Below are 19,251 nucleotides of genomic sequence, written 5' to 3'. Positions count from 1 at the left end.
GGCTCCGCAAGCACCCCGCGGGACCGGCCAGCACCGCCCCTATTTAACCACCTTTCGGCGTCCTGACGCCAAGCGCCACCGACGGCACCTTGAGCATCTTCAGCCACCAACTTCCGACGACGTCAAGCCAAAAGATCGACGTTCCTAGCCGTGACTGTCGACACATTGTGCTTCCGTGGCTCGACCGGCACGCCGCCGGCTCTCGTCCTCTCCGCCTCCTCCTGGCCCTCGATGCTGAAGAACGTCGACCTCTTGAACTCCCCGTACAGGCCGCCTCCCCTCCGGTAGTGTCGCCAGAAAGAAAGATGTAGACGGCCTTGCGCCAGCCTCCCGCCACCAGCCGGCGCCGCCGTCGGCCTGCCTGCCGCACCCACCACACATCACGCCGCAAAGGAGCCCCGTCGAGTGCCCGCCACCGTATTCGTCCGCTTCGATGCGCCCGGCCCGGTCGAAGCCACCCCCCGCCGCCTTCACGCCGCCTGGGGCAGAGTCCTCGACCTCCCCGAAGGAGTCAGCCCCGAGCGCGCCGCCCGCCTGCCCGCCCTCGCCCACCGCCCACCCCACGGCCAGCCCGGCCCCAAGCCCTACTGCCTGGGTGACATGACCCAGACCCCGGACGGCCTCGGCGTCGAACTGCGATTCCTCGACGACCGTCTCCTGGACACGCTCGACGCCTGGCTCGCCTGGGGCGGAGTCCTCCCCATCGGCGACGGCGGCGAAACCACCACCATGCTCGCCGCCGTCGAGGCCCAGGTCCTCGAACAGGCCGACTGGGAGGACCTCGCCGCCCAGACCGCCTCCACCGCCTGGGACATCCGCCTGCTCACCCCCACCGTCTTCACCTCCCGCGGCCACCACGTCCCCGAGGTCACCGCCGCCTCCCTGGCCACCAGCCTCCACGCGCGCTGGCGCCACTGGTGCCGCCCCCTGGCCCCCGAGCTCCCCGAGCGCGAACGCCTCACCTCCGTCCTCATCACCCAAGACCGCACCCGCCGCACCGTCGTCGGCCTGGGCATGCCGCGTGCCGACCGCCGCGGACGCCTCTCCAGCCGCCGCATCCCCGCCAGCGTCGGCACCCTGCGCATCAGCGCCCCCGCCGCCGGCTCCATCACCGCCGTCTTCTCCCAGCTCATGGCCCTGGCCCGCTACACGAGCGTCGGCTCCCACAGCGCCTACGGGATGGGCGTCATCGACGTCGTCGCGGACGCACCATAGGGGCGGACTCACTCCCGGGCCGCAGTCCTCGGGGCCGACGGTGTCTCCTCGCGGCCAGCGAGCCTCCAACCGGCCCGCATCCCCGGATCTTCCCGGCCACGCCCGGCGCGAACGTGAGCAAGCGCAATGGGACCTTTGCCGTGCTATCCGCTAACGTCTGAGGAATCAGTATGTTGAAGGGACCTACCGCACGATGAAAGATTCTGGGCGCGAGCCCGGCCGCAAGGACTCGGGGAAGCCGGGCAAGGCCGGTAAGAACGACCGCAGCAGGCGCGACCGCAAGCTCCGCGACACCCTGGGCAACCCGTTCCTGTGGTTGGTGCCCTTCCTTCTGGTCGTCATCCTCGGCTGGGCCGTCTTCTCCTCGATGTTCGGCTACCGCACCATCGACACCTCCGACGGCCTGACGCTCCTGCGGGACAAGCCGGACACGATCAAGTCGATCACCGTCATCGACGGCAACCAGCGCGTCGAGCTGGACCTCACCACCACCTACGTCCAGCCCAAGAAGAAGGGCATCGAGTCCCGCCCGGTGGGCAAGAAGGTCGAGTTCTCCTACACCAAAGCCCAGGCCGAGCAGGTCGACCGCCTCGTGCAGGCCGCCGCCCCCAAGGAGGGCTTCAACTCCGTGGTGCCCACCACCAGCTGGTGGGCCTCCCTCATCCAGCTGCTCGTCCCCGCCCTCCTGCTGGGCGGCTTCATGTGGTGGCTCATCGGTCGCATGGGCGGCGGGCGCGGCGGCGCCATGGGCTTCGGCCGCTCCAAGGCCAGGGTCGCCTCCAAGGAGATCCCCGACGTCACCTTCGACGACGTCGCAGGCGAGGACGAGGCCGTCGAGGAGCTCCAGGAGATCCGCGAGTTCCTCTCCGAGCCCGAGAAGTTCCGCGCCGTCGGCGCCAAGATCCCCAAGGGCGTCCTCCTGTACGGCCCGCCCGGAACCGGTAAGACCCTCCTGGCCAAGGCCGTCGCCGGCGAGGCCGGCGTGCCCTTCTTCTCCATGGCCGCCTCCGAGTTCGTCGAGATGTTCGTCGGCGTGGGCGCCTCGCGCGTGCGCGACCTGTTCGACCAGGCCAAGGAGAACGCCCCCGCCATCATCTTCGTCGACGAGATCGACGCCGTCGGCCGCCACCGCGGCTCGGGAACCGGCGGCGGGCACGACGAGCGCGAGCAGACCCTCAACCAGCTCCTGGTCGAGATGGACGGCTTCGACGCCAACACCAACGTCATCCTCATCGCCGCCACCAACCGCCCCGACGTCCTGGACCCGGCCCTCCTGCGCCCCGGCCGCTTCGACCGGCAGGTCAGCGTCGAGGCCCCCGACATGGCCGGGCGCGCCGCCATCCTCAAGGTCCACGCCCAGGGCAAGCCCCTCAACGACGACGTCGACCTCGACCTCGTGGCCAAGCGGACCCCCGGCTTCACCGGCGCGGACCTGGCCAACGTCCTCAACGAGGCCGCCCTGCTCACCGCCCGCTGCAACGCCCACCTCATTGACAACCGGGCCCTGGACGAGGCCATCGACCGCGTCATCGCCGGCCCGCAGAGGCACTCCCGGGTCATGCGCGAGCACGAGAAGCGCGTCACCGCCTACCACGAGGCCGGCCACGCCCTGTGCGCGGCCGCCGGCGCCTACTCCGACCCGGTCACCAAGGTGACGATCCTGCCGCGCGGGCGCGCCCTGGGCTACACGCAGGTCATGCCCCAGGACGACAAGTACTCCACCACCCGCAACGAGCTGCTCGACCAGCTCGTCTACGCCATGGGCGGGCGGGCCGCCGAGGAGATCATCTTCCGCGACCCCACCACCGGCGCCTCCAACGACATCGAGAAGGCCACCGCCACGGCCCGCAAGATGGTCACCGACTACGGCATGACCAGCGCGGTGGGCGCCGTCAAGCTCGGCACCACCGAGAGCGAGACGGTCCTGGGGCTCAACGCCACCAACCGCGACTTCTCCGAGCAGGTCGCCGCCACCGTCGACGACGAGGTCCGCAACCTGCTGGACACCGCCCACCGGGAGGCCTGGGAGATCCTCACCCGCAACCGCGCCGTGCTCGACAAGCTGGCCGAGGAGCTCCTCACCCGCGAGACGCTCCTGGAGAAGGACCTGGAGAGGATCTTCGAAAGCGTCATCAAGCAGCCCGAGCGGCCCCTGTGGCGCAGCGACGAGTCGCTGCCCGTCGTCGAGGCCGCCTCCGCCGATGACGGAGCCGGCGAGGAGCCGGGCGACTCCCACAGCGGCGACTTCTGGGGCTACAACCGGTGAGCCGAGCCGGGCCCCGGCGGGCCCGGCAGGCGCAGAGAGACAGGGGCTGACCATGAGCTACGACGCCGAGGGCGTGCGGCGGGCGGTGCGCGACCTGCTCGTCGCCATCGGGGAGGACCCCGAGCGCGACGGGCTGCGCGACACCCCCGAGCGCATGGCGCGCGCCTACGCGGAGATGTTCGCCGGCCTCGGCCAGGACCCGGCCGAGCACGTCGAGCGGGTCTTCGACGTCGGGCACGAGGAGATGGTCCTCGTGCGTGACATCCCCATGTACTCGGTGTGCGAGCACCACCTGCTGCCCTTCCACGGGGCGGCGCACGTGGGCTACATCCCCAGCGCGGACGGGCGCGTCACCGGCCTGTCCAAGGTGGCGCGCCTCGTGGACGGCTACGCCCGGCGACCCCAGGTTCAGGAGCGGCTCACCCGGCAGATCGCCGACGCTCTCGTCGAGCGCCTGGGGTGCCGGGGTGTGCTGGTGGTCGTTGAGGCCGAGCACCTGTGCATGTCGATGCGGGGCGTGCGCAAGCCCGGCTCCAACACGGTCACCTCCGCCGTGCGCGGCATCATGCGCAACGCCGCCACCCGCTCCGAGGCCATGAGCCTGGTCCTGGGCCGGCGGTCCTGAGCGCGGGCTGACGGCCACGAGATCTCGACACCGGAAGCCAGCGCTGCCTCCCCGAGTGGAAGCGCTCGCTGACGGTGCCGAGTAGTGCGGGACGCACTGTACGACGGTTGAGTCGCGCTGGTCAGCACATGGGGTGCTGCGCGGTGGTGAGGCGTGAGACGACGGTCATGCGGTGCCTCCAGCGGTCGGTCAGTACTCCCCAGCGCTCGTGGAGCGGAGGTTGTCAGCGGGGACGTCCGAGAAAACAGATGCTTTTCATGGTGACCTTATTTCCTGCGTCGACGGCGATGATGAATCTCTGGGACCTCGAGACGGGGCACGGCTCGCATCATGAACTTGTCGAAGTCCGGGACGGTGAAGGCGGCATAACCGTGCTGGGGCGTGTATAGCAGCCCCATGTCAATGAGTTGAGATCTGATGGGTGCCACCTGTGATGACTCTCGTTTCATGAGGGAGGCGACATCGGCTGCTTTCTGGGGCTCGGAGCCGAGTTCCGCCATGGCTCTCATGTATGCGGTTTGAAGGGGGGTTGCACGGTCGAGTCGTACGCGGAAGAACGACCCGTCCAGCTTTGCTTCGTATGCTTCTTTAGCGGTACTGATGTCTTCTGCAGTGATGTGGTTTCCGCTCGCTACGATCCATGCTTGGTACCCTAGCTCCTGAATGAAGTACGGGTAGCCGTGAGTGAGGCTGACTGCGAGGTCCACGGCATCTTCGTCGTAGGACACGCTCTCGGTTTCTGCGGGTCCCACAAGTGCTTGTCGGGCTTCCTCAGGGGTGAGGGAGTCGATGCGTGGGAACTTGAACAGTCTTTCTGCGTAAGACTTGGCGTCTCCGGCGAGCTCGGCGATCTGTGGTAGGCCGGCTCCCACAAAAGTGATGGGGAGCTTCTTCTGAACGGACTTGTGAACCGCTTGTATGAGTGATTCAAGCTGAACAGTGGTGAGAAATTGAACTTCGTCGATGAGTAGGACGATCCCGGTTCCTTTTTCCTTCGCAACTTCTCCTACGGCTAGAAATACGTCCGTGAGGTCTAGCCCTAGGTCGCCGTGATCCCCGTAGCCCTCGGACGGGTCTACGTCCCACGTGACGGAAAAAGTGCCGGATTGGTCGATCGATAGCACAAAGGAGCTGAGTACTTCTGCGGCGTGTCGAGCGCGTTCGCTCCAGCGGCGACGAGGCGATATGTGTAGGAGTGCGGCACGGAACTTGGAGAAGATGGACTGACGGAATGCTGTTTCATCGTGCTTGCTCGCTTCAAGCTCGATTGACTCCCATCCTGCCAGGTCAGCGAGTTCTGCGAACCTGTTAAGCAGGACGGTCTTACCGACGCCACGCAGGCCGGTCATGATCATCGATTGCTCTGTCCGGCCTCGTTTGAGCCTCTGAAGTAGGATGGAAAACGCCTCGGTTTGCCCGTCGCGACCAATGAGGACCTCCGGGGCTGCTCCTGCGTTGGGTGTGTACGGGTTGTTGATGTTGTCCACGCGGTCATCTTAGGAACTTTACTTAACTTTATCTAGTTCTAATAAAGTTGAGCTGGGCGTAGGCCGCCGGGGTGTGCTGGTGGTCGTCGAGGCCGAGCACCTGTGCATGTCGATGCGGGGCGTGCGCAAGCCCGGCTCCAACACGGTCCCCTCCGCCGTGCGCGGCATCATGCGCAACGCCGCCACCCGCTCCGAGGCCATGAGCCTGGTCCTGGGCCGACGCTCCTGAGCGCGGGCTGACGGCCACGAGAGCTCGACACCGGGGGCGGCCGGTGAAGTAGTGGGACGATGAGTCCCACGTACAAGAGGCTGCTGGTGGCCGTCGATGCCGGGCTGCTGCTCTACTGGGCGGCCGTCTTCCTCAACCTCATTCCCGAGCACCTGCGTTTCAAGGACTACTCCAACCAGGTCATCCAGGCCTGGAACTGGTCCTTCTTCCCGCTCGACGTGGCCGCCGCGCTGACCGTCTTCCTCGGCGCCCACCTGACGCGCGTGGGCAGCAGGATCGGTGACCTGGTGCTGACGGTCGGACTCATGCTCACCTTCTGCGCCGGGTTCATGGCGATCTCCTTCTGGTCCTTCTACCGTGACTTCGACCCGCTGTGGTGGGGGCCCAACGCCCTGCTCATGATCGTCCCGGCGCTCGCCTTCGGCTCCATGGTCTGCCGGCGGCTCGAGACCGCGGAGAACCGGGCGTGACGGTCAAGGACGTACTCTGCCCGTCGACGTGGGGGAACGCATGCCGCCCGGGCGCGCCCATAGGCCGGATGGTGCTCGGTGTGCTGAAGGAGCACCCGGGGACAGCGGGCCGCGGCGTGTGCGCCTGGCCGGCTCTCGGAGGCGCCATCATCTCGGAGGTATCGGCGACCCTCGCCTTGCGCCAGGCCCTCAACCATCCGGGCTTCTACGTCATGGTTGGGATCGGGTACGCGCTGGCCTTCATCCTCCTGTCGCTGACGCTCAAGGCCGGCATGCCGCTCGGTGTTGCCTACGGGTTCTGGGGCGCCCTGGGTGTGGCGCTGACCGCCGTGCTGTCCATGCTTGTCTTCGGTGAGCCGATCACGGTGCTCGTCGCCCTCGGTATCGCGCTCATCATGGCCGGGGTGCTCCTCGTTGAGGTCGGGGCGCAGCGCGCAGGCACGCAGGACAAGGACGGTGAGGCGTCATGAGCGGGGTCTACCTGGTAGCGGCCATCGCCTCCGAGACCACCGGCACACTCTCACTCAAGCTCGCCTCCGACGGCAGAGGGCTGCGGTGGTACGGCGCCGTCATGGCCGGCTACCTGGGGGCCTTCGCCATGTTGACTCTGGCCCTCAAGGAGGGGCTGGGGCTCGGTGTCGCCTACGGGATCTGGTCGGCCGGGGGAGTGGCCGTCACGGCAATCGCCTCAAGGTATCTCTTCGGTGAGCCACTGACCCGCACCATGGTGGCAGGCATCGCGCTCATCATGGCCGGGGTGCTCCTCGTCGAGCTCGGCAGCGCGCACTGACAACGCACCGAAGGCGATCGCGGGCCAGAATGTCCAAATCGGTGACAAAGGGCCGTCGGCACTCCTTGCCCGACCATGCGAACCGCGGAATCATGCGGTTTTCTTTCGTCAGTGTGTGTCCGTTCCGAGCCTTTGTCACCGATTTGGACACGATCGGCTTGTTCCTGTCCCGCGCGGACTGGCCGAGCGGCTCCGTAAGGGACGTGGCGTGGGCAGAAGGCTTTCTCGGCCGGGGACATTCGACATCGGCGGGTGCAGTCCACGCGTCCGGGGACAGGATGACTGTCCCCGACCGCGTGACATGTCCCCGGCCGGAGTAGTTTGCACCCGGCCGCGCGAAACGTCCCCGCCGGGAAACCGTGGTTGCACGACGTATCAAGCCATGGCGCCGGGTGGGCCTTTCAGGAGATCGCCTGGAAGGGGCTGTTGAAGATAGTGGTCCAGCGGCCCCCGCCCTGACTCGCGCTCAGGCTGGCGCCCATGGCCTTCATACGGCGCTGCGTCCTCTCCATGCCCGGCTGAGGAGGCCACGGCAGCGACGAGGTCGGAGAAGTTCAGTGCCCTTGCGGGGCTAAGACGAATCCGAGCTGGTCAGTATCTTGCAAACTGCGAGTCGATGTTGAGAATGCTCTTGCGGATACGGCATGAAAAAGGCAGTTCCCTTGATGTCGCCCAGGTTCATGTGGGCGGCATCAAGGGAACTGCCTTGTGAAACGTTGGTTGCTATCGCATGTGGTTCGAAAACAAATGATGATCGAGTATCTGCGAATCGCACCTATTTCCCAAAGAACCAGATGAGGCTTCGGTGAGCTATGTGGTTAGGGGCAGGTGGTGAATAAGCCTGCTAGGTTTAGGCAAGTTAATTTCGTTGGCGCATGAAAGGCGGTAGGTTCGTCGTGGGAGTGCATGGAGGTGGGGGCGGCATGTGAAGGGGGACACAGAAGCAGGGCTCCTCCGAGGATGGCGACGGAGAGTGTGGAGGGAAAGGCCTTGCGCATGTTTGACTCCTTGTGGTGGTGGGGTGATGGCTTAAGTTTGGCCTGCTTTCCGGGACGATAACAGTCTTCTTATGGATGAAATCACATACGACTTTCTGCGGATGTCAGTCGCTCCGGCGTGCTCAAAGGTGGAGGTGGTTGGCGTGTCAGTCCGTGGTTGTCGGCGGTGTGCGGTGGAGGGGGATGGTGAAGATGGTGGTCCAGCGGTTGGTGGCGTGGGTGGTGTGGAGGGAGCCGCCGAGGGATTCGACGCGCTGCTGGGCTTGGATGAGGCCGAGCTGGGACGAGGTGGCGGTACTGGTGGGCTGGTCGGGGTCGATGGGGTTGGTGCACATGCACTCGAGGGTGTTGTTGTCGGCCTCGATGGTGAGGGTGGCGGTGCTGGAGGGGGGCGTGTACTTGGCGGCGTTGTTAATGAGTTCGGCGATGATGCGTACGAGCTGTTGGCGGATGCCCGGGCCGATGCTGGGGTTGTCGAGCAGGTCGGTGCCCTGGGTGGTCAGGTGGGCGTCTCGGTGTGTGAGGGCTTCCTGGGCGGCGTGGATGGTGTCGGTCAGGGGTGGTGGGGGTGAGGCGGCCAGCAGGAGGAGGGAGTCGTCTCCTTCGGTGGCGCTCATGGCTTTGAGGCTGCGTCGTAGCTGTTCGACGGCGGTGCGTACGGGGGTGATGATGGCTGTGAGCTCTTGGTTGAGGCGGGCGTTGTGGGGGTCGGCCAGGCGGGCTTGCTCGGCGATCATGACGGCGTGGCTGAGGTCGCGTACGACGGTGTCGTGGAGCTCGGAGACGACCAGGCGTCGTTGCTGGTCGAGCTTGCGCCGGCGTTCCTGCTCGGCGACGTTGGCCTGGAGACGGTGATGGCGGACGACCTCACCGATCACCACACAAGGAACACCGAAACTCGCTGTTTGGACCAGCCCTAAATGCCACGTTGGTGCTGCTGAGAGGTGTGCCAACGTCGTTGCGAAGGCGAGGACGTAGATCATGTCGCGTCGGAGGCCTCGGCCCAGGAGCATGATGCAAAGCCCCCACGGCAGTACCACGGCAATGCCGCCAAGATCGTATGGGGAGTTGGCGGCGAACCAGGCGACAGCCAGGCTTGCGGCTGCTCCTGCGGCGGGAAGCCGGGATGCCAGGGGCAGGCAGGCCAGGCTCATGGCGGTGGCCAGGAGTGCAGAAGGAGTATGAGGGACTCCCAATGCCACCGGTGCGATGGTGAGGAGGAAGATGGCAACTCCTGCATGGAGCAGGTGGGTGCGTCGCGTGGGGTGCCATGTGAAGGATGTCTGAGTGTCGGAGGCAAGAAGAGACATACGAACCGCTCTCGGGTCGGGCAAACTCAGTATCATTCTTCCATGCGGACAGATGCTCTCTCGAATAGTTTAAGCGACAACAATGACTCGGAGAAGATCCGGGTCATCATCGTTGATGATGACCCCTTTGTCCTGCAGGCTCTGAGGGCCTACCTGAACGAAGCGCAGGAGATCGAGGTGCTCAGCACCTTCGGGTCTGCAAAGGACGCCTTCGGCTTCCTGCGGAACTACCGGGTCGACGTGCTCATCACCGATGTGCGGATGCCGGGAATGGACGGTCTTCAGCTCCTCACCAAGGTCAAGCAGGGGATGCCCGAGGTCGCTGTCATCGTCCTCACCTCCTTCGATGACGATGAGGCCATGCGGACCGCGTTGGACCGGAAGGCCAACGGCTTCCTGCTCAAGGACTCCTCGGCGGAGGAGGTGGTCCGGGCCGTCATCGCCGCCCACCACGGCGGAACGACGATCTCCCCGGCCACCACCTCCCGCCTCGTCTCCCAGTACCTGCGCCCCATTCCAAACTCGCACCCCGGTGTCACCGAGGCTGAGCAGGCTGTGCTGGATCTCCTCTGCGAGGGGTACTCCAACGCTGAGATTGCCGACCAGCTCTTCATCTCGGAGGCCACGGTCAAGAGCCACGTCTCCCATCTCATGAAGAAGTACGGCGTGTCCTCACGCCTCAAGCTGGTCGTCGCTACTCATCAGGAGAGGTGAAGGTTCTCCTGATGAGTAGCGACGGTCGATTGCGTCACCTGGGTAGCCGGAGCGCTCCAGCCCCGTACCAGGTGTTGCCGCCGCCTGTGAGGGGCTCGCATGCCAGAGCCTGCTTCTCTCTTGGGCATGAGATCGGGGTTGCCGACGTCGTCAGCTGCTTCTTGACGTCACCCGCCGGTACTCCGCGAGACCTGAGTTCCGCGGCCGCGGCCGCGACCTGGGGTGCCGCGAACGAGGTTCCGATCTGGTACCAGTAGTACCTGCAGGAACCCCCTCCTGAGGGGCAGTCGCTCAGGACCTCGCCGGTTCGGGGAGAGCCGTTGTCGTTGAGCGCGCCTAGTCGACGGAGCCTGTCCGGCGATGCTGTGGTGAGGATACCTAGCTCCGGTCCTTGAACCACGGCACCGCCCGGCCCTGCCAGAGGCGGCTCGCCCCCGAAAGCGACGATGTCAATCGCGGCGCCAACATTGGAGTAGTCGGTCCGGTTCCCCGTCTTAGTGATGGCCCCAACGGTGATGACGTCGTCGGACTGGGCGGGCATGGTGACGCACTGATCGGTGACGGGGCGCTCTGCCTGACCGGACCAGCCCGAGCTGTACGGGTCCGATGTGCCGTGGTCGAGATCGTAGGACTCGTTGCCGGCGGCGGCCACGAGGACCACCCCGTGATCGGCGGCGTACTTCAGCGCCGAGGTCACCTTCTCCAGGTCGGCCTTCTGCTGTGCCCGCTGCTCGGCCGTGTCGGCGGGCGCGTTGTCGCAGTAGCGGAACCAGGGGTCGACGGTGAAGCTCATGACGAGGACGCTGAGATGCGCGTCCGCTCCGTACCGGATCGCTTGGCTGACGGCGTCGGCGGAGAAGGTGCCCGTCCGGTCCCCGGCCTTGAGACTGACGATCCTGGCCCCTGGAGCGGCCCCGACAGTGCCGTGCCCGTCCGCTGCGGCCGCGATGATCCCGGCGACGGAGGTTCCGTGACCGAAGCCGTCATGGGCGGGATCGTCACAGGCAGTGTCTCCGTTGCAGGAGTCCCCCGACAGGAAGGACTTGCTGCTGGCGGAGTCGTATGCGGCGGCCAGATCGGGGTGAGAGGCGTCGACACCGGTATCGATGACGCCCACGGAGGCGCCTTTGCCGGTGGAGGGTGAGCCCGGGCGGTCCTGCCAACTGAGGTACCACTGCTTGGACTGGAGGGGATCGCCCGGAAGCAGTGAGCCGTGAGAAGATGAATCGACCGAGGCGGCGCCGGCCGTCGTGCTCCCCGCGCCCAGGAGCAGCAACAACGTAGCGCAGACGGCCAGTGCCCTCCTGCGGCGACGAGGTGAGCTTGCGGGCGCCTCGATGCTCACCACCGGGCCACCTCCTCGTAGAGCTCGCGAACGGGAGCGAGGGTCAGGATCACCGAGCCGTTGTGCTCGATCCAGGACAGGAAGCCCGCCTCACCGTTGTACGGAGCGCGCTCCCTACCCACGACGAGGTCGACCACGTGTCCACGACGGCGCGCGGCGGTCACCAGGGCCGCGTCCTTCTCGATGTCTCCGGACAGGGCGTCGCCGTGCTTCTCCAGGAGGCTGCGCAGTGCGAGGAGGTCGGCCTCGACCGAGTCGCGGCTCTCCGTGGAGGGCTGATCGGTGCGGGGAATCCACCCCGTCATCCCGGGCTCGTTCCGGGAGGCCAGGACGGTCTGGACGGAGTCCTTGATGTCGGAGCGTTTGATGCGGCTCATGATGGTGTTCCTTAAGTTGTGGCTGGTTACTGGTGATGGGACTGCTGAGGGGACTGGATGCGCTCACTCATCCAGTTCTCCTCCAGGCGACGGCGATCCACGATCGACTGCCGGGAGCTGAAGACGTGGCCCTCGCCGGGAAAGACGGACAGGGTGACGTCGGCGTCGGCGACCAGGAGGTTCTCGTACAGGTAGAGCGACTGCTCGGGAGTCGTCGCCGAGTTCTCGTCGGAGTCCCCGCAGGTCAGCAGGAAGGGGATATCCCGGTGTGCGCGAGTGCTGGGAAGGATGGTCATCATGCTGTACAGGTTGGGATCGGAGGCGGCGGTGCGCCGGTCGTGCTCGAATCCCGACGGCGTCGTGTACCGGTCATATGCGCCGCTGCGCAGGAGCACCCCCCTGGGGGAGGACGTGCCGCGCAGCACCGAGACTGCCGCGAGCGCCGCGCCGAAGCTGTGGCCACCCAGGAAAGGTGGGATCGGGGACTTCGGCAGCTCGGCGGCGATCACTCCTAGGGCGGCCTCCCAGGCCAAGTGCAGCTCGGCCAGGATGTCGTCTGCGCGGACCTCGGCCAGTGCCTGGTAGTCGATGCCCACCCGTACTACGGGGCGCGAGCCCGCGTGGCACCACCGGACGCTGTCCGGCTGCAGTGAGCCCAGGTCGATGGGAGCGGGCTCGGAGGCCTCGATCGGCAGTGCCCAGGAGCTGTCGAACCAGACCAGCGGAACTGACCCGCGTGTCGACTCGGTCAGGGTGATGTCGACCGTACGCTCGGGAAGGACTCGGGTGATCACGGTTCCGGAGACGTTGCCGGTTGGATCGTCCGATGAGGGGCACCACAGAATCGGGGATGAGGAGGCCTGAGGGGCGTCGGTTGCCTCGGCTGCTCCGCCGATTCCCACCAGCCGGTGGGAGCCGTCGGCGGTGATGACTTGGACGTTGTCGTCGGCCCCGCCGGGAAGGATGCGGTCGATCGAGCTGTCACTGGTCCAGGAGCCCCCTGCCCACCGCAGGACGTGGGGTGTACCGAGCTCGACCCATACCCCAGTCAGTCCGGGGACCCCCGTGTAGTGGCTGACGCCGTCGGCGACGGTGGCGATCACCGAACCGTCCTCGGCGGAGTAGGAGATCGTCTCATCGACCAGGCGCTCGGTGAAGACCACCGTGCTACGCCCGCCCAGGGAGCGGTGGGCCACCGATCCGCGGGGCAGGTCACCGATGAGGGATACCGACGACGGCGATTCGCCTTCCCGATCTTCCTCTCTCTTCCCGTCGTGGAGGTCGACGAGGTAGTGGGGGACATGGTCCTCCCGCATGAAGGCGGCCAGTTCCTCGGGCGTGCTGGCCACTCCGATGAGGAAGGGGGAGCCGGCCTCGAGGAGGACCACCGAGCCCTGAGGCACCCCGGGAAGCGGTGCGTCGTCGAGCATGACGGTGCACAGGGAGGAGGTGAAGAACTCCTCCACCAGGGCGTCCGGCCACGGCTCGGCGTCGCCGCTGTGACGAGTGACGACCTCGGAGGGCTGGTACTTCTGACGCAGCCACACGACGTGGTCTCCGAAGCGCCACAGGCGGGTCGAGCCGGCCGGGTTGGGGCGAAGGCCCAGAAGGGAGCGTGTGCTGGTTCCCCATCGGGATGCGGTGGTCCCGACCTCGTCGCAGGCGCTGACCTCGACGCGCCCGTCGTCCTGCCAGGTGGACAGGACCCAGCCCCGCGGGCCGAAGGGCAGTGGCAGTCCGTCACCGCGCTCGGAGAAGAGGAACGGGTGGCCGGCGCTGACGGTTCCCAGGTAGCCGTGAGGCACCGGGGAGGAGACGACATCGCCGGACTGCCGGTCGTAGGTGACCCCCCGGTAACGGAGCAGGTTCATGCGAGTCCTGGGAGAGGTGCGGAAGACCGGGGCCTCCAGCACCGCTCGGGTGCCGGTGCGATGGTCCACCAGCGTGTGGATGCTGAGCCGGTTGATTCCTTCTCTCTGGTGCTCGATGGGAAGGTGCTCGATGGGAAGGTGCGTGACCGTCGTGCTCATGCGGGCACTCCTTTCTCTACTCGGGCGAGGGTTGGGGTGGGCACCTCGCGGAGTCTGCCGAACTCCATGCGGTAGGCCCGGTCGGTTGCGGCGAAGAGGCGGGCGTCGTGGGTGGTGACGACGATGCAGTGATCGCGTTTGAGGTTGAGCAGGGTGGCGATGAGACGATCGGTGGACTCGTCGTCCAGGGCCGCTGTGGGCTCATCGAGCAGGAGCACTCGCGGGTTGAGGGCGAGGGTTCGTGCGATCGCCAGACGCGCGCGCTCTCCGCCGCTGATGCGTGCCCCGCGTTCCCCGAGCATCGTGCTCGTTCCGGAACGGTCCCCCAGACGGGACAGATCGAGTCCGACTCGGCTGCACAGTTCGTGGATTCTGGCCTCGCTGATGCCGGGGCAGACCGCCTCGAAGTTCTCCTTCAGGGTGCCGCTGCGGAAGAACGGCTCCTGGGGGCAGTACTGAACGATGCTGTTCCAGGCCTCGGTGCCAGTGACGACGGGGGAGAAGCCGGCGACAGTGATGCTGCCCTGCGAAGGGTGGTTGGCTCCGGCGATCAGGCTGAGGAGGGTCGACTTACCGCTTCCGGACGGGCCGACGATGGCGACGATCTCTCCGCAGCGGGCGGTGAGGCTGACCGAGTCAAGAAGTACGGTGCTGCTCGTCCCGGCGGCAACTGAGTAGTCGGTTTCTCGGACCAGGAGCGCTCCCCCGTTGGGGACGTCGACCGGTACCGGGGGAGCCTCGTACCACTCCTCCTTCGACTCAAGGAAGTCGCTCACGCGAGACAGCGCGGACCATGACGTCGCCAGGCCCGTGCGAACCCCGGATGCCGCCTGGAGCGGGGCGTAGAGCTGGGGGGTGAGGGCGGCCAGGGCGGCCAGGGCGCCGGGAGTCATGTCTCCCTGCACTACGGAGTATCCGCCGATAATGAGGACGGCCACAGTTCCCAGGGCGCCGACGAGGTCCAGTGATGAGGAGAAGGCACTGTCGAGAGTGATCATGTGAGTGTAGGAGGTGCGTACACCGGCAGCACTCGCCTCAGCACGTCGCCGGTCCGTGGGAATGTCGGCCGCCGTGCGTGAGAAGAGATGGCCGGTGACGCCGACCCGCTCCACCACGGTGCCGCTGAAGACGGACATGGCGTCGAGCATGCGGTCGGTGGTGGCACTGAGCGTTCGGGAGACCCGCTCGGTGGGCAGGGCCAGGATCAGTGCCAGTGCGAGGACCACCAGGGTGATCGTGAAGGACCGGGTCCACATGATGCTCAGCAGGATCCCCAGTCGGGCGATGAGGCCGAGGGCCTGCGGCAGAATAGTGGACACGAAGGTCTGGGCCTGCGCGGTGTCGTTCGTGATCCGTGAGAGCAGGGAGCCTCCCGGCGCCGCGCTGACGGTGGCTGAGGACAATCGGGTCAGCTTGTTGAGCATGAGGACCCGCAGGCGCTCCTGGAAGCGCTGCCCGGTGAATGCGGTCATGCGTTGCGAGGCCACGCTGACCGCCGTGCTGGCGACTGCGGCGCCTGCGGCCAGAAGGCCTGGTAGGAGAATGCCCGTCGTCGTTGGGTTCTGGGTCAGTCTGTCGATGATGCGCTGGAGCATCAACGGAGAGATGGTGTCCAGGGTTGCCTGGACGGCAAGGAGGAGCGCCGCGATGATAATGGAGGGGGCGGAGGCTCGTAGCGCCCGGCCGCATGACGAGGCCAGCACGCGCCGCACGGAGGTCAGGCCTGAAGGGCGAGCTGCCGAGTGCGCCATGACTGAAGCACCTCCCTGCACTCACGTAGGCCAGACTGCACGTGGGCATCGGACGGGTCGGCGGAGTTCATCGAGACGACGGCGGGGTAGGCGGAGACGTCGACTCCAGCCTCACGAAGCGGGGCGATCTGCTCGGAGTCGCGGTCCACCCACAGGATGGTTCCGTCGAGCTCGGAGTCGTTGACGTCGTGGTTCTCCATCACTTTGAGTGCAGCGCACGCGGTGCACGTCGGCGACAGAACGATGAAGAGCTGATCGTGATGTGTGTCGTCGATCTCGATACGGGTCAGTCGGTTCCACAGCTGCATCGCAACGGTCATGACGACGGCCGAGGCCAATGCCACCACGAGGCGAAGGGGACGGGGACTCACGATCTCCTCGCTGCTGACCGCACTGGCTAGCAGGGCTGCGGCAGTCAGGGCGCAACCCCAAATGTGGGCGGGACCGACCTTCATGCCCTCGATGCCGAAGCAGCCGCACTCCTGGCCCTTGAGCGTTGTGGCTCCGACCACGAACCCGGCGTAGATGATGGCGAGAAGGAGGGAGACGATCCGATGGCCCGGAATGGCTAGCGCGATGGCGGACACGATGATCTCGGCGGCGATGACGAAGTTGCTCGAGAGGTGGAAGCGAAGGAAGTTAGCGCCTTCCGGCCAGGCGAGGCGGGTGCGGGCTGCGGCCCAGATCTTCGCTCCTGCGGTCCCTAGGAGGACCCCGGTCGCTCCTCCGATGAGTAGTGTCAAGAATAGGCTGTTCATAATGAACTCTCCTGAGCATTAGAAGTGGAATCTGAATCGATGATGATGCCGGACTCAATAGCGGACTCGATGATGGGTGAAATTGGGGTCGGTTCGGTGGAATGGAGGGCCTCGTCAAGGAGGGACCCGTTCTCCTCATCCAGCTCGTGGATGGAGAGGCGATGGAGGTCTGCCAGTGTCCAGCCCCCGTTCTCCAGGTGCGTCAAAGTCATTCCGTCAGCGAGCCTCCAGCGCTCAGCCATGAGGTCACCCACCTTTCTGTCTCTACGGTCTTCTTGACATCCAGTGCGTACTTCTGGCGAAGGAAGGGGTCTTTTCCGATCAAGGTCATCCCGTCGACGTCGATGCAGTCCTGGGCGGCGAGGGATCCGTCGGCCAGCTCCTCCTGCCAGGAGGGCCACATCTCGGCGGCCTCCTTGACTGCGCGCAGGCGGGCCGCAGCATGGTCGTTGACGGGCTCCTTACCGAATCTGCGGAACAGCGCGGCGTCATAGGTGCGAATGCCGTTCCGGACCTCCATGGAGCGCTGCTCAACAGGAACCTGGGCGAAGGCGCCGATAACGTCTGGGTCATGGGATGGGCGGTACAGCGAGTCCGATGACGGCGATGAGTCGCTGGAGACTGTCCACAGGAGCTGGGCCACCCGCGGTGGGAGTCCCTTGAGGCCCTCCTCCCACGAGGACAGTGACACGATCTTTGCGACATCGATCATCTGAATAGCGTCAATGCTGAGCCACTGCGGGTCTGGCTCCACGATAATCGGTTCCGAGTCCTCCGAGGCGTGCTCATGCTCGTGTGAGTCCGATTTATCCTTCTTGGACAGCAGTCGCTGGAAGAAGCCCCCGCCTTGGGAATCCTTCTTCGCCTCACTCGGAATGGAGCCGATGAGGTCCCGAATGCCCCGTGCGTCGATGTCGTTCGCCTCGGTCTCAGATGGTGCGGAGTCACCGTTCGGAGCGGGTGCCGTGAGAGCATTGAGATAGCGCAGGATGATGTCGTCAACGGGCATTGACGCCGAAGAGAATCGGGTGGCAGAGGTGTTCCGGTGCAGGGCCTGGGTCAGTACCTCTTCGGCGGCCTCGAGGCTGATGGCGCCGGTGCTGTACTGCTCGGGCGGCAGGGTCTGAATAGAGTCGTTGGTGAGTCGCGTTCCGGGAGCCTTGTGAAGGACCTCGGTGAAGAGTGACTGTCCGAAGGGCGGCCTGACGTCCGCGATGCGGGCGAGGACGAACCGAAGCGAGGCGGACGTGTGCCTGGCTGCGAGCGTGGACTCATCAACCTGCTCCCAGGTTCCTGTGCTGTTGATGAGTAGTTGGTTTCTGTTGACCCAGGGCGTATCGTGAAGACTCATTGGTGTGGACCTTGATCTGGGGGACTGGATTGAGGGCGGGGCCTGCCCTGCGCCGCTGCTACGGTGCGGGACAGGCCCCGTGTTACGTCTGGATCAGTAGCAGTGGCAGGTCTGGCGGATCTTGCCGCGGCAGTTTCCACCGGTGTATCCCTTGCTCATGCAATGGCGGTCGCACTCGTAGGCGTTCCAGGGGCAGCCGAAGCCTTCGGCCCCCTCGATAGGGGCGTGGGTTTCGGCGTTGAGGGCCTTGTCGGCGTCGACCAGGTTAGCGGTGCGGCGGGTGAACTTGTCCATTGGTGTGTTCCTTTCTGGTGGTCCTCCCCGGGCGGTTCCCGTGGGAGGTTGTGAGGTGCGCGGGTGAATGTGTCTGCGCACCTTCCCCGGATTGGGGGAAGCCTGTGGTGCGATGCTGGCGGCACCGAGATGCCGGAGTCACTCGCAAGAAAGATGATTCAGATGGTGTGGTCCTGTGCGCTGCAATATCGCTGATTGAGTTAGTAACAGCGGCAGGAGGTCTTGAGTATTCCTCCGCAGTAGCCGCCCCGGTATCCGGAGTACCTGCAGTGACGGTCGCACGGAGACTCGTCGGTAGGGCACTTGTATTCTGCTCCCTCGGTGGGTGTATGTGTCTCTGAATGAAGAGCCTGCTCAAATGTCACATCCGCAAGAGCGGTGGATCGGCGAACAAAATGAGGCATGGGGTGGTCCTTTTATCATCTCTCGTGCGAGTAGTGCAAGACGTTAGTGTAAGCAGTAATGTCTTCGCCTTGCCTTGGCTGATATGAAAAGATTACGGGGATGCCTATCTGGAGGAAATTCTCCGAAGGGCGGTATTTATGGGAGTGAGTCCTCCCTAAGGATGACTCGCCGGATATCTGATGCGGAGAGGGGTGGGAAGGAAAATGTGGGCTGTCAGATGCTCGGCATCTGACAGCCCACATTTAGTGTTTTCCTGAGTTTCCTCCAGGGTGTGGAGAGCGGGTGCGGTCTGGCTCAGTAGCAGCGGCACTGGAGGTTGAGCCAGGAGCCGCAATAGCCTCCCCTGTAGCCGATGCTTCGGCAGCGGTTGTTGCAGGCGTACTCGGCGCCGGGGCAGCTGAAGCCCTCAGCACCTTCGATGGGGGCCTGGGTCTCGGAGCTGACGGCCTGGCTGAAGTCGCTGTCGCTCAGGGTGGTGGTGCGGCGGGTGAACTTGTCCATTGGCGTGTTCCTTTCTGGTGGTCTCCCTGGATGATTCCTTTGGGAGGCTGTGGGGGTGCGCGGGTGAGTGCGTCCGGGCACCTTCCCCGGACTGGGGAAGACTGTGATGTGGCGTCTGAGTCTGCGTTGTGCATGTATCTGCCGCCGAGTTGGTGTCACTCTATGGGGGTGGCTCGCACAGAAACACACAACGAAGGTAGGAAATATTCCTTCCTGTCATCCGTGAGGGGGTGAGATGCTCTTCGGGGTGTCGAGTATGGTCAGTATGTGGTGTGCGGGGCCGCTTCCAAATATCTGGAATCGGCCCCGCACGTGATGGGAGTTAGTGGCAGCGG

The 19,251-nt window shown here is 65.5% G+C and carries 20 protein-coding genes; 8 read left to right on the top strand and 12 right to left on the bottom strand.

Annotated elements, in window-relative coordinates; genetic code table 11:
* The first annotated feature begins 405 nt into the window (after positions 1 to 405).
* The 3 genes from cas6 (at position 406) to folE (ending at position 4,106) form a co-directional block, all read left to right on the top strand.
* Entirely contained in the window at positions 406 to 1,215 is an 810-nt protein-coding gene (gene cas6, locus HMPREF2883_RS15745) for a CRISPR system precrRNA processing endoribonuclease RAMP protein Cas6 (protein ID WP_070658126.1), read from the top strand.
* A gap of 193 nt (positions 1,216 to 1,408) precedes the next feature.
* Positions 1,409 to 3,481, top strand: coding sequence for an ATP-dependent zinc metalloprotease FtsH (gene ftsH / locus HMPREF2883_RS00290; RefSeq protein WP_070658124.1), 2,073 nt, complete (start codon positions 1,409 to 1,411; stop codon positions 3,479 to 3,481).
* Positions 3,482 to 3,533: 52 nt separating this feature from the next.
* Positions 3,534 to 4,106 carry a GTP cyclohydrolase I FolE gene (gene folE / locus HMPREF2883_RS00285; RefSeq protein WP_070658123.1) on the top strand — a complete coding sequence of 191 codons (573 nt, stop codon included), beginning with the start codon at positions 3,534 to 3,536 and terminating at the stop codon, positions 4,104 to 4,106.
* A gap of 266 nt (positions 4,107 to 4,372) precedes the next feature.
* On the opposite strand, the gene HMPREF2883_RS00280 is transcribed toward folE, so the two are convergent.
* Positions 4,373 to 5,593: an ATP-binding protein gene (locus HMPREF2883_RS00280; protein WP_070658121.1), complete on the bottom strand. Its 1,221-nt coding sequence runs from the start codon at positions 5,591 to 5,593 to the stop codon at positions 4,373 to 4,375.
* A gap of 52 nt (positions 5,594 to 5,645) precedes the next feature.
* Between HMPREF2883_RS00280 and HMPREF2883_RS00275 the strand changes: the two genes are divergently transcribed.
* The 4 genes from HMPREF2883_RS00275 (at position 5,646) to HMPREF2883_RS00260 (ending at position 7,082) form a co-directional block, all read left to right on the top strand.
* Positions 5,646 to 5,822, top strand: coding sequence for a GTP cyclohydrolase I (locus tag HMPREF2883_RS00275; protein WP_083313528.1), 177 nt, complete (start codon positions 5,646 to 5,648; stop codon positions 5,820 to 5,822).
* A gap of 59 nt (positions 5,823 to 5,881) precedes the next feature.
* On the top strand, positions 5,882 to 6,292 hold the full coding sequence (locus HMPREF2883_RS00270; protein ID WP_065361972.1) for a YvaD family protein: 411 nt from the start codon (positions 5,882 to 5,884) through the stop codon (positions 6,290 to 6,292).
* Between the two features lie 116 nt (positions 6,293 to 6,408).
* A complete protein-coding gene (locus tag HMPREF2883_RS00265; protein WP_070658119.1) occupies positions 6,409 to 6,762 on the top strand; it encodes a DMT family transporter in 354 nt (117 codons plus the stop codon).
* Positions 6,759 to 7,082: a DMT family transporter gene (locus HMPREF2883_RS00260; RefSeq protein ID WP_070658118.1), complete on the top strand. Its 324-nt coding sequence runs from the start codon at positions 6,759 to 6,761 to the stop codon at positions 7,080 to 7,082. Before HMPREF2883_RS00265 ends, HMPREF2883_RS00260 begins: the two co-directional genes overlap by 4 nt.
* 1,144 nt (positions 7,083 to 8,226) lie before the next feature.
* Here the strand turns inward: HMPREF2883_RS00260 and HMPREF2883_RS00255 are convergent.
* The gene (locus tag HMPREF2883_RS00255; protein ID WP_070658115.1) at positions 8,227 to 9,390 is read right to left on the bottom strand and encodes a sensor histidine kinase; all 1,164 of its coding nucleotides are present in this window, start codon (positions 9,388 to 9,390) and stop codon (positions 8,227 to 8,229) included.
* 42 nt (positions 9,391 to 9,432) lie between these two features.
* Here HMPREF2883_RS00255 and HMPREF2883_RS00250 point away from each other — a divergent pair, with 42 nt between their 5' ends.
* Positions 9,433 to 10,104, top strand: a complete 672-nt coding sequence (locus tag HMPREF2883_RS00250) for a response regulator transcription factor (protein WP_070658113.1) — start codon at positions 9,433 to 9,435, stop codon at positions 10,102 to 10,104.
* Between the two features lie 34 nt (positions 10,105 to 10,138).
* Here HMPREF2883_RS00250 and HMPREF2883_RS00245 read toward each other — a convergent pair whose 3' ends face one another.
* The 10 genes from HMPREF2883_RS00245 to HMPREF2883_RS00205 form a co-directional block, all read right to left on the bottom strand.
* A complete protein-coding gene (locus tag HMPREF2883_RS00245; protein ID WP_070658111.1) occupies positions 10,139 to 11,452 on the bottom strand; it encodes a S8 family peptidase in 1,314 nt (437 codons plus the stop codon).
* On the bottom strand, positions 11,446 to 11,826 hold the full coding sequence (locus HMPREF2883_RS00240; protein WP_070658109.1) for a hypothetical protein: 381 nt from the start codon (positions 11,824 to 11,826) through the stop codon (positions 11,446 to 11,448). Before HMPREF2883_RS00240 ends, HMPREF2883_RS00245 begins: the two co-directional genes overlap by 7 nt.
* Positions 11,827 to 11,852: 26 nt before the next feature.
* On the bottom strand, positions 11,853 to 13,856 hold the full coding sequence (locus tag HMPREF2883_RS00235; protein ID WP_070658108.1) for an alpha/beta hydrolase family protein: 2,004 nt from the start codon (positions 13,854 to 13,856) through the stop codon (positions 11,853 to 11,855).
* Complete coding sequence (locus tag HMPREF2883_RS00230; protein WP_070658106.1) at positions 13,853 to 15,607, bottom strand: ATP-binding cassette domain-containing protein; 1,755 nt, start codon at positions 15,605 to 15,607, stop codon at positions 13,853 to 13,855. Before HMPREF2883_RS00230 ends, HMPREF2883_RS00235 begins: the two co-directional genes overlap by 4 nt.
* Entirely contained in the window at positions 15,574 to 16,365 is a 792-nt protein-coding gene (locus HMPREF2883_RS00225; protein WP_070658104.1) for a hypothetical protein, read from the bottom strand. Before HMPREF2883_RS00225 ends, HMPREF2883_RS00230 begins: the two co-directional genes overlap by 34 nt.
* Complete coding sequence (gene adfB, locus HMPREF2883_RS00220) at positions 16,362 to 16,577, bottom strand: actinodefensin-associated protein B (protein WP_070658102.1); 216 nt, start codon at positions 16,575 to 16,577, stop codon at positions 16,362 to 16,364. The genes HMPREF2883_RS00225 and adfB overlap by 4 nt, the downstream gene beginning before the upstream one ends.
* Positions 16,574 to 17,716, bottom strand: coding sequence for an actinodefensin-associated protein A (gene adfA / locus HMPREF2883_RS00215; RefSeq protein ID WP_070658100.1), 1,143 nt, complete (start codon positions 17,714 to 17,716; stop codon positions 16,574 to 16,576). The genes adfB and adfA overlap by 4 nt, the downstream gene beginning before the upstream one ends.
* Before the next feature lie 93 nt (positions 17,717 to 17,809).
* Entirely contained in the window at positions 17,810 to 18,010 is a 201-nt protein-coding gene (locus HMPREF2883_RS00210) for an actinodefensin (protein WP_070658097.1), read from the bottom strand.
* A gap of 200 nt (positions 18,011 to 18,210) precedes the next feature.
* Entirely contained in the window at positions 18,211 to 18,414 is a 204-nt protein-coding gene (locus tag HMPREF2883_RS13755; protein ID WP_075371330.1) for an actinodefensin, read from the bottom strand.
* A gap of 295 nt (positions 18,415 to 18,709) precedes the next feature.
* On the bottom strand, positions 18,710 to 18,916 hold the full coding sequence (locus tag HMPREF2883_RS00205; RefSeq protein ID WP_070658096.1) for an actinodefensin: 207 nt from the start codon (positions 18,914 to 18,916) through the stop codon (positions 18,710 to 18,712).
* Positions 18,917 to 19,251 lie beyond the last annotated feature (335 nt).

The organism is Actinomyces sp. HMSC075C01, assembly GCF_001812965.1.
In the GTDB taxonomy this organism is placed as follows: Bacteria; Actinomycetota; Actinomycetes; order Actinomycetales; family Actinomycetaceae; genus Actinomyces; species Actinomyces acetigenes.
Note: the sequence above shows the minus strand (reverse complement) of the source record. Positions and strands in the feature narration are given on the sequence as shown.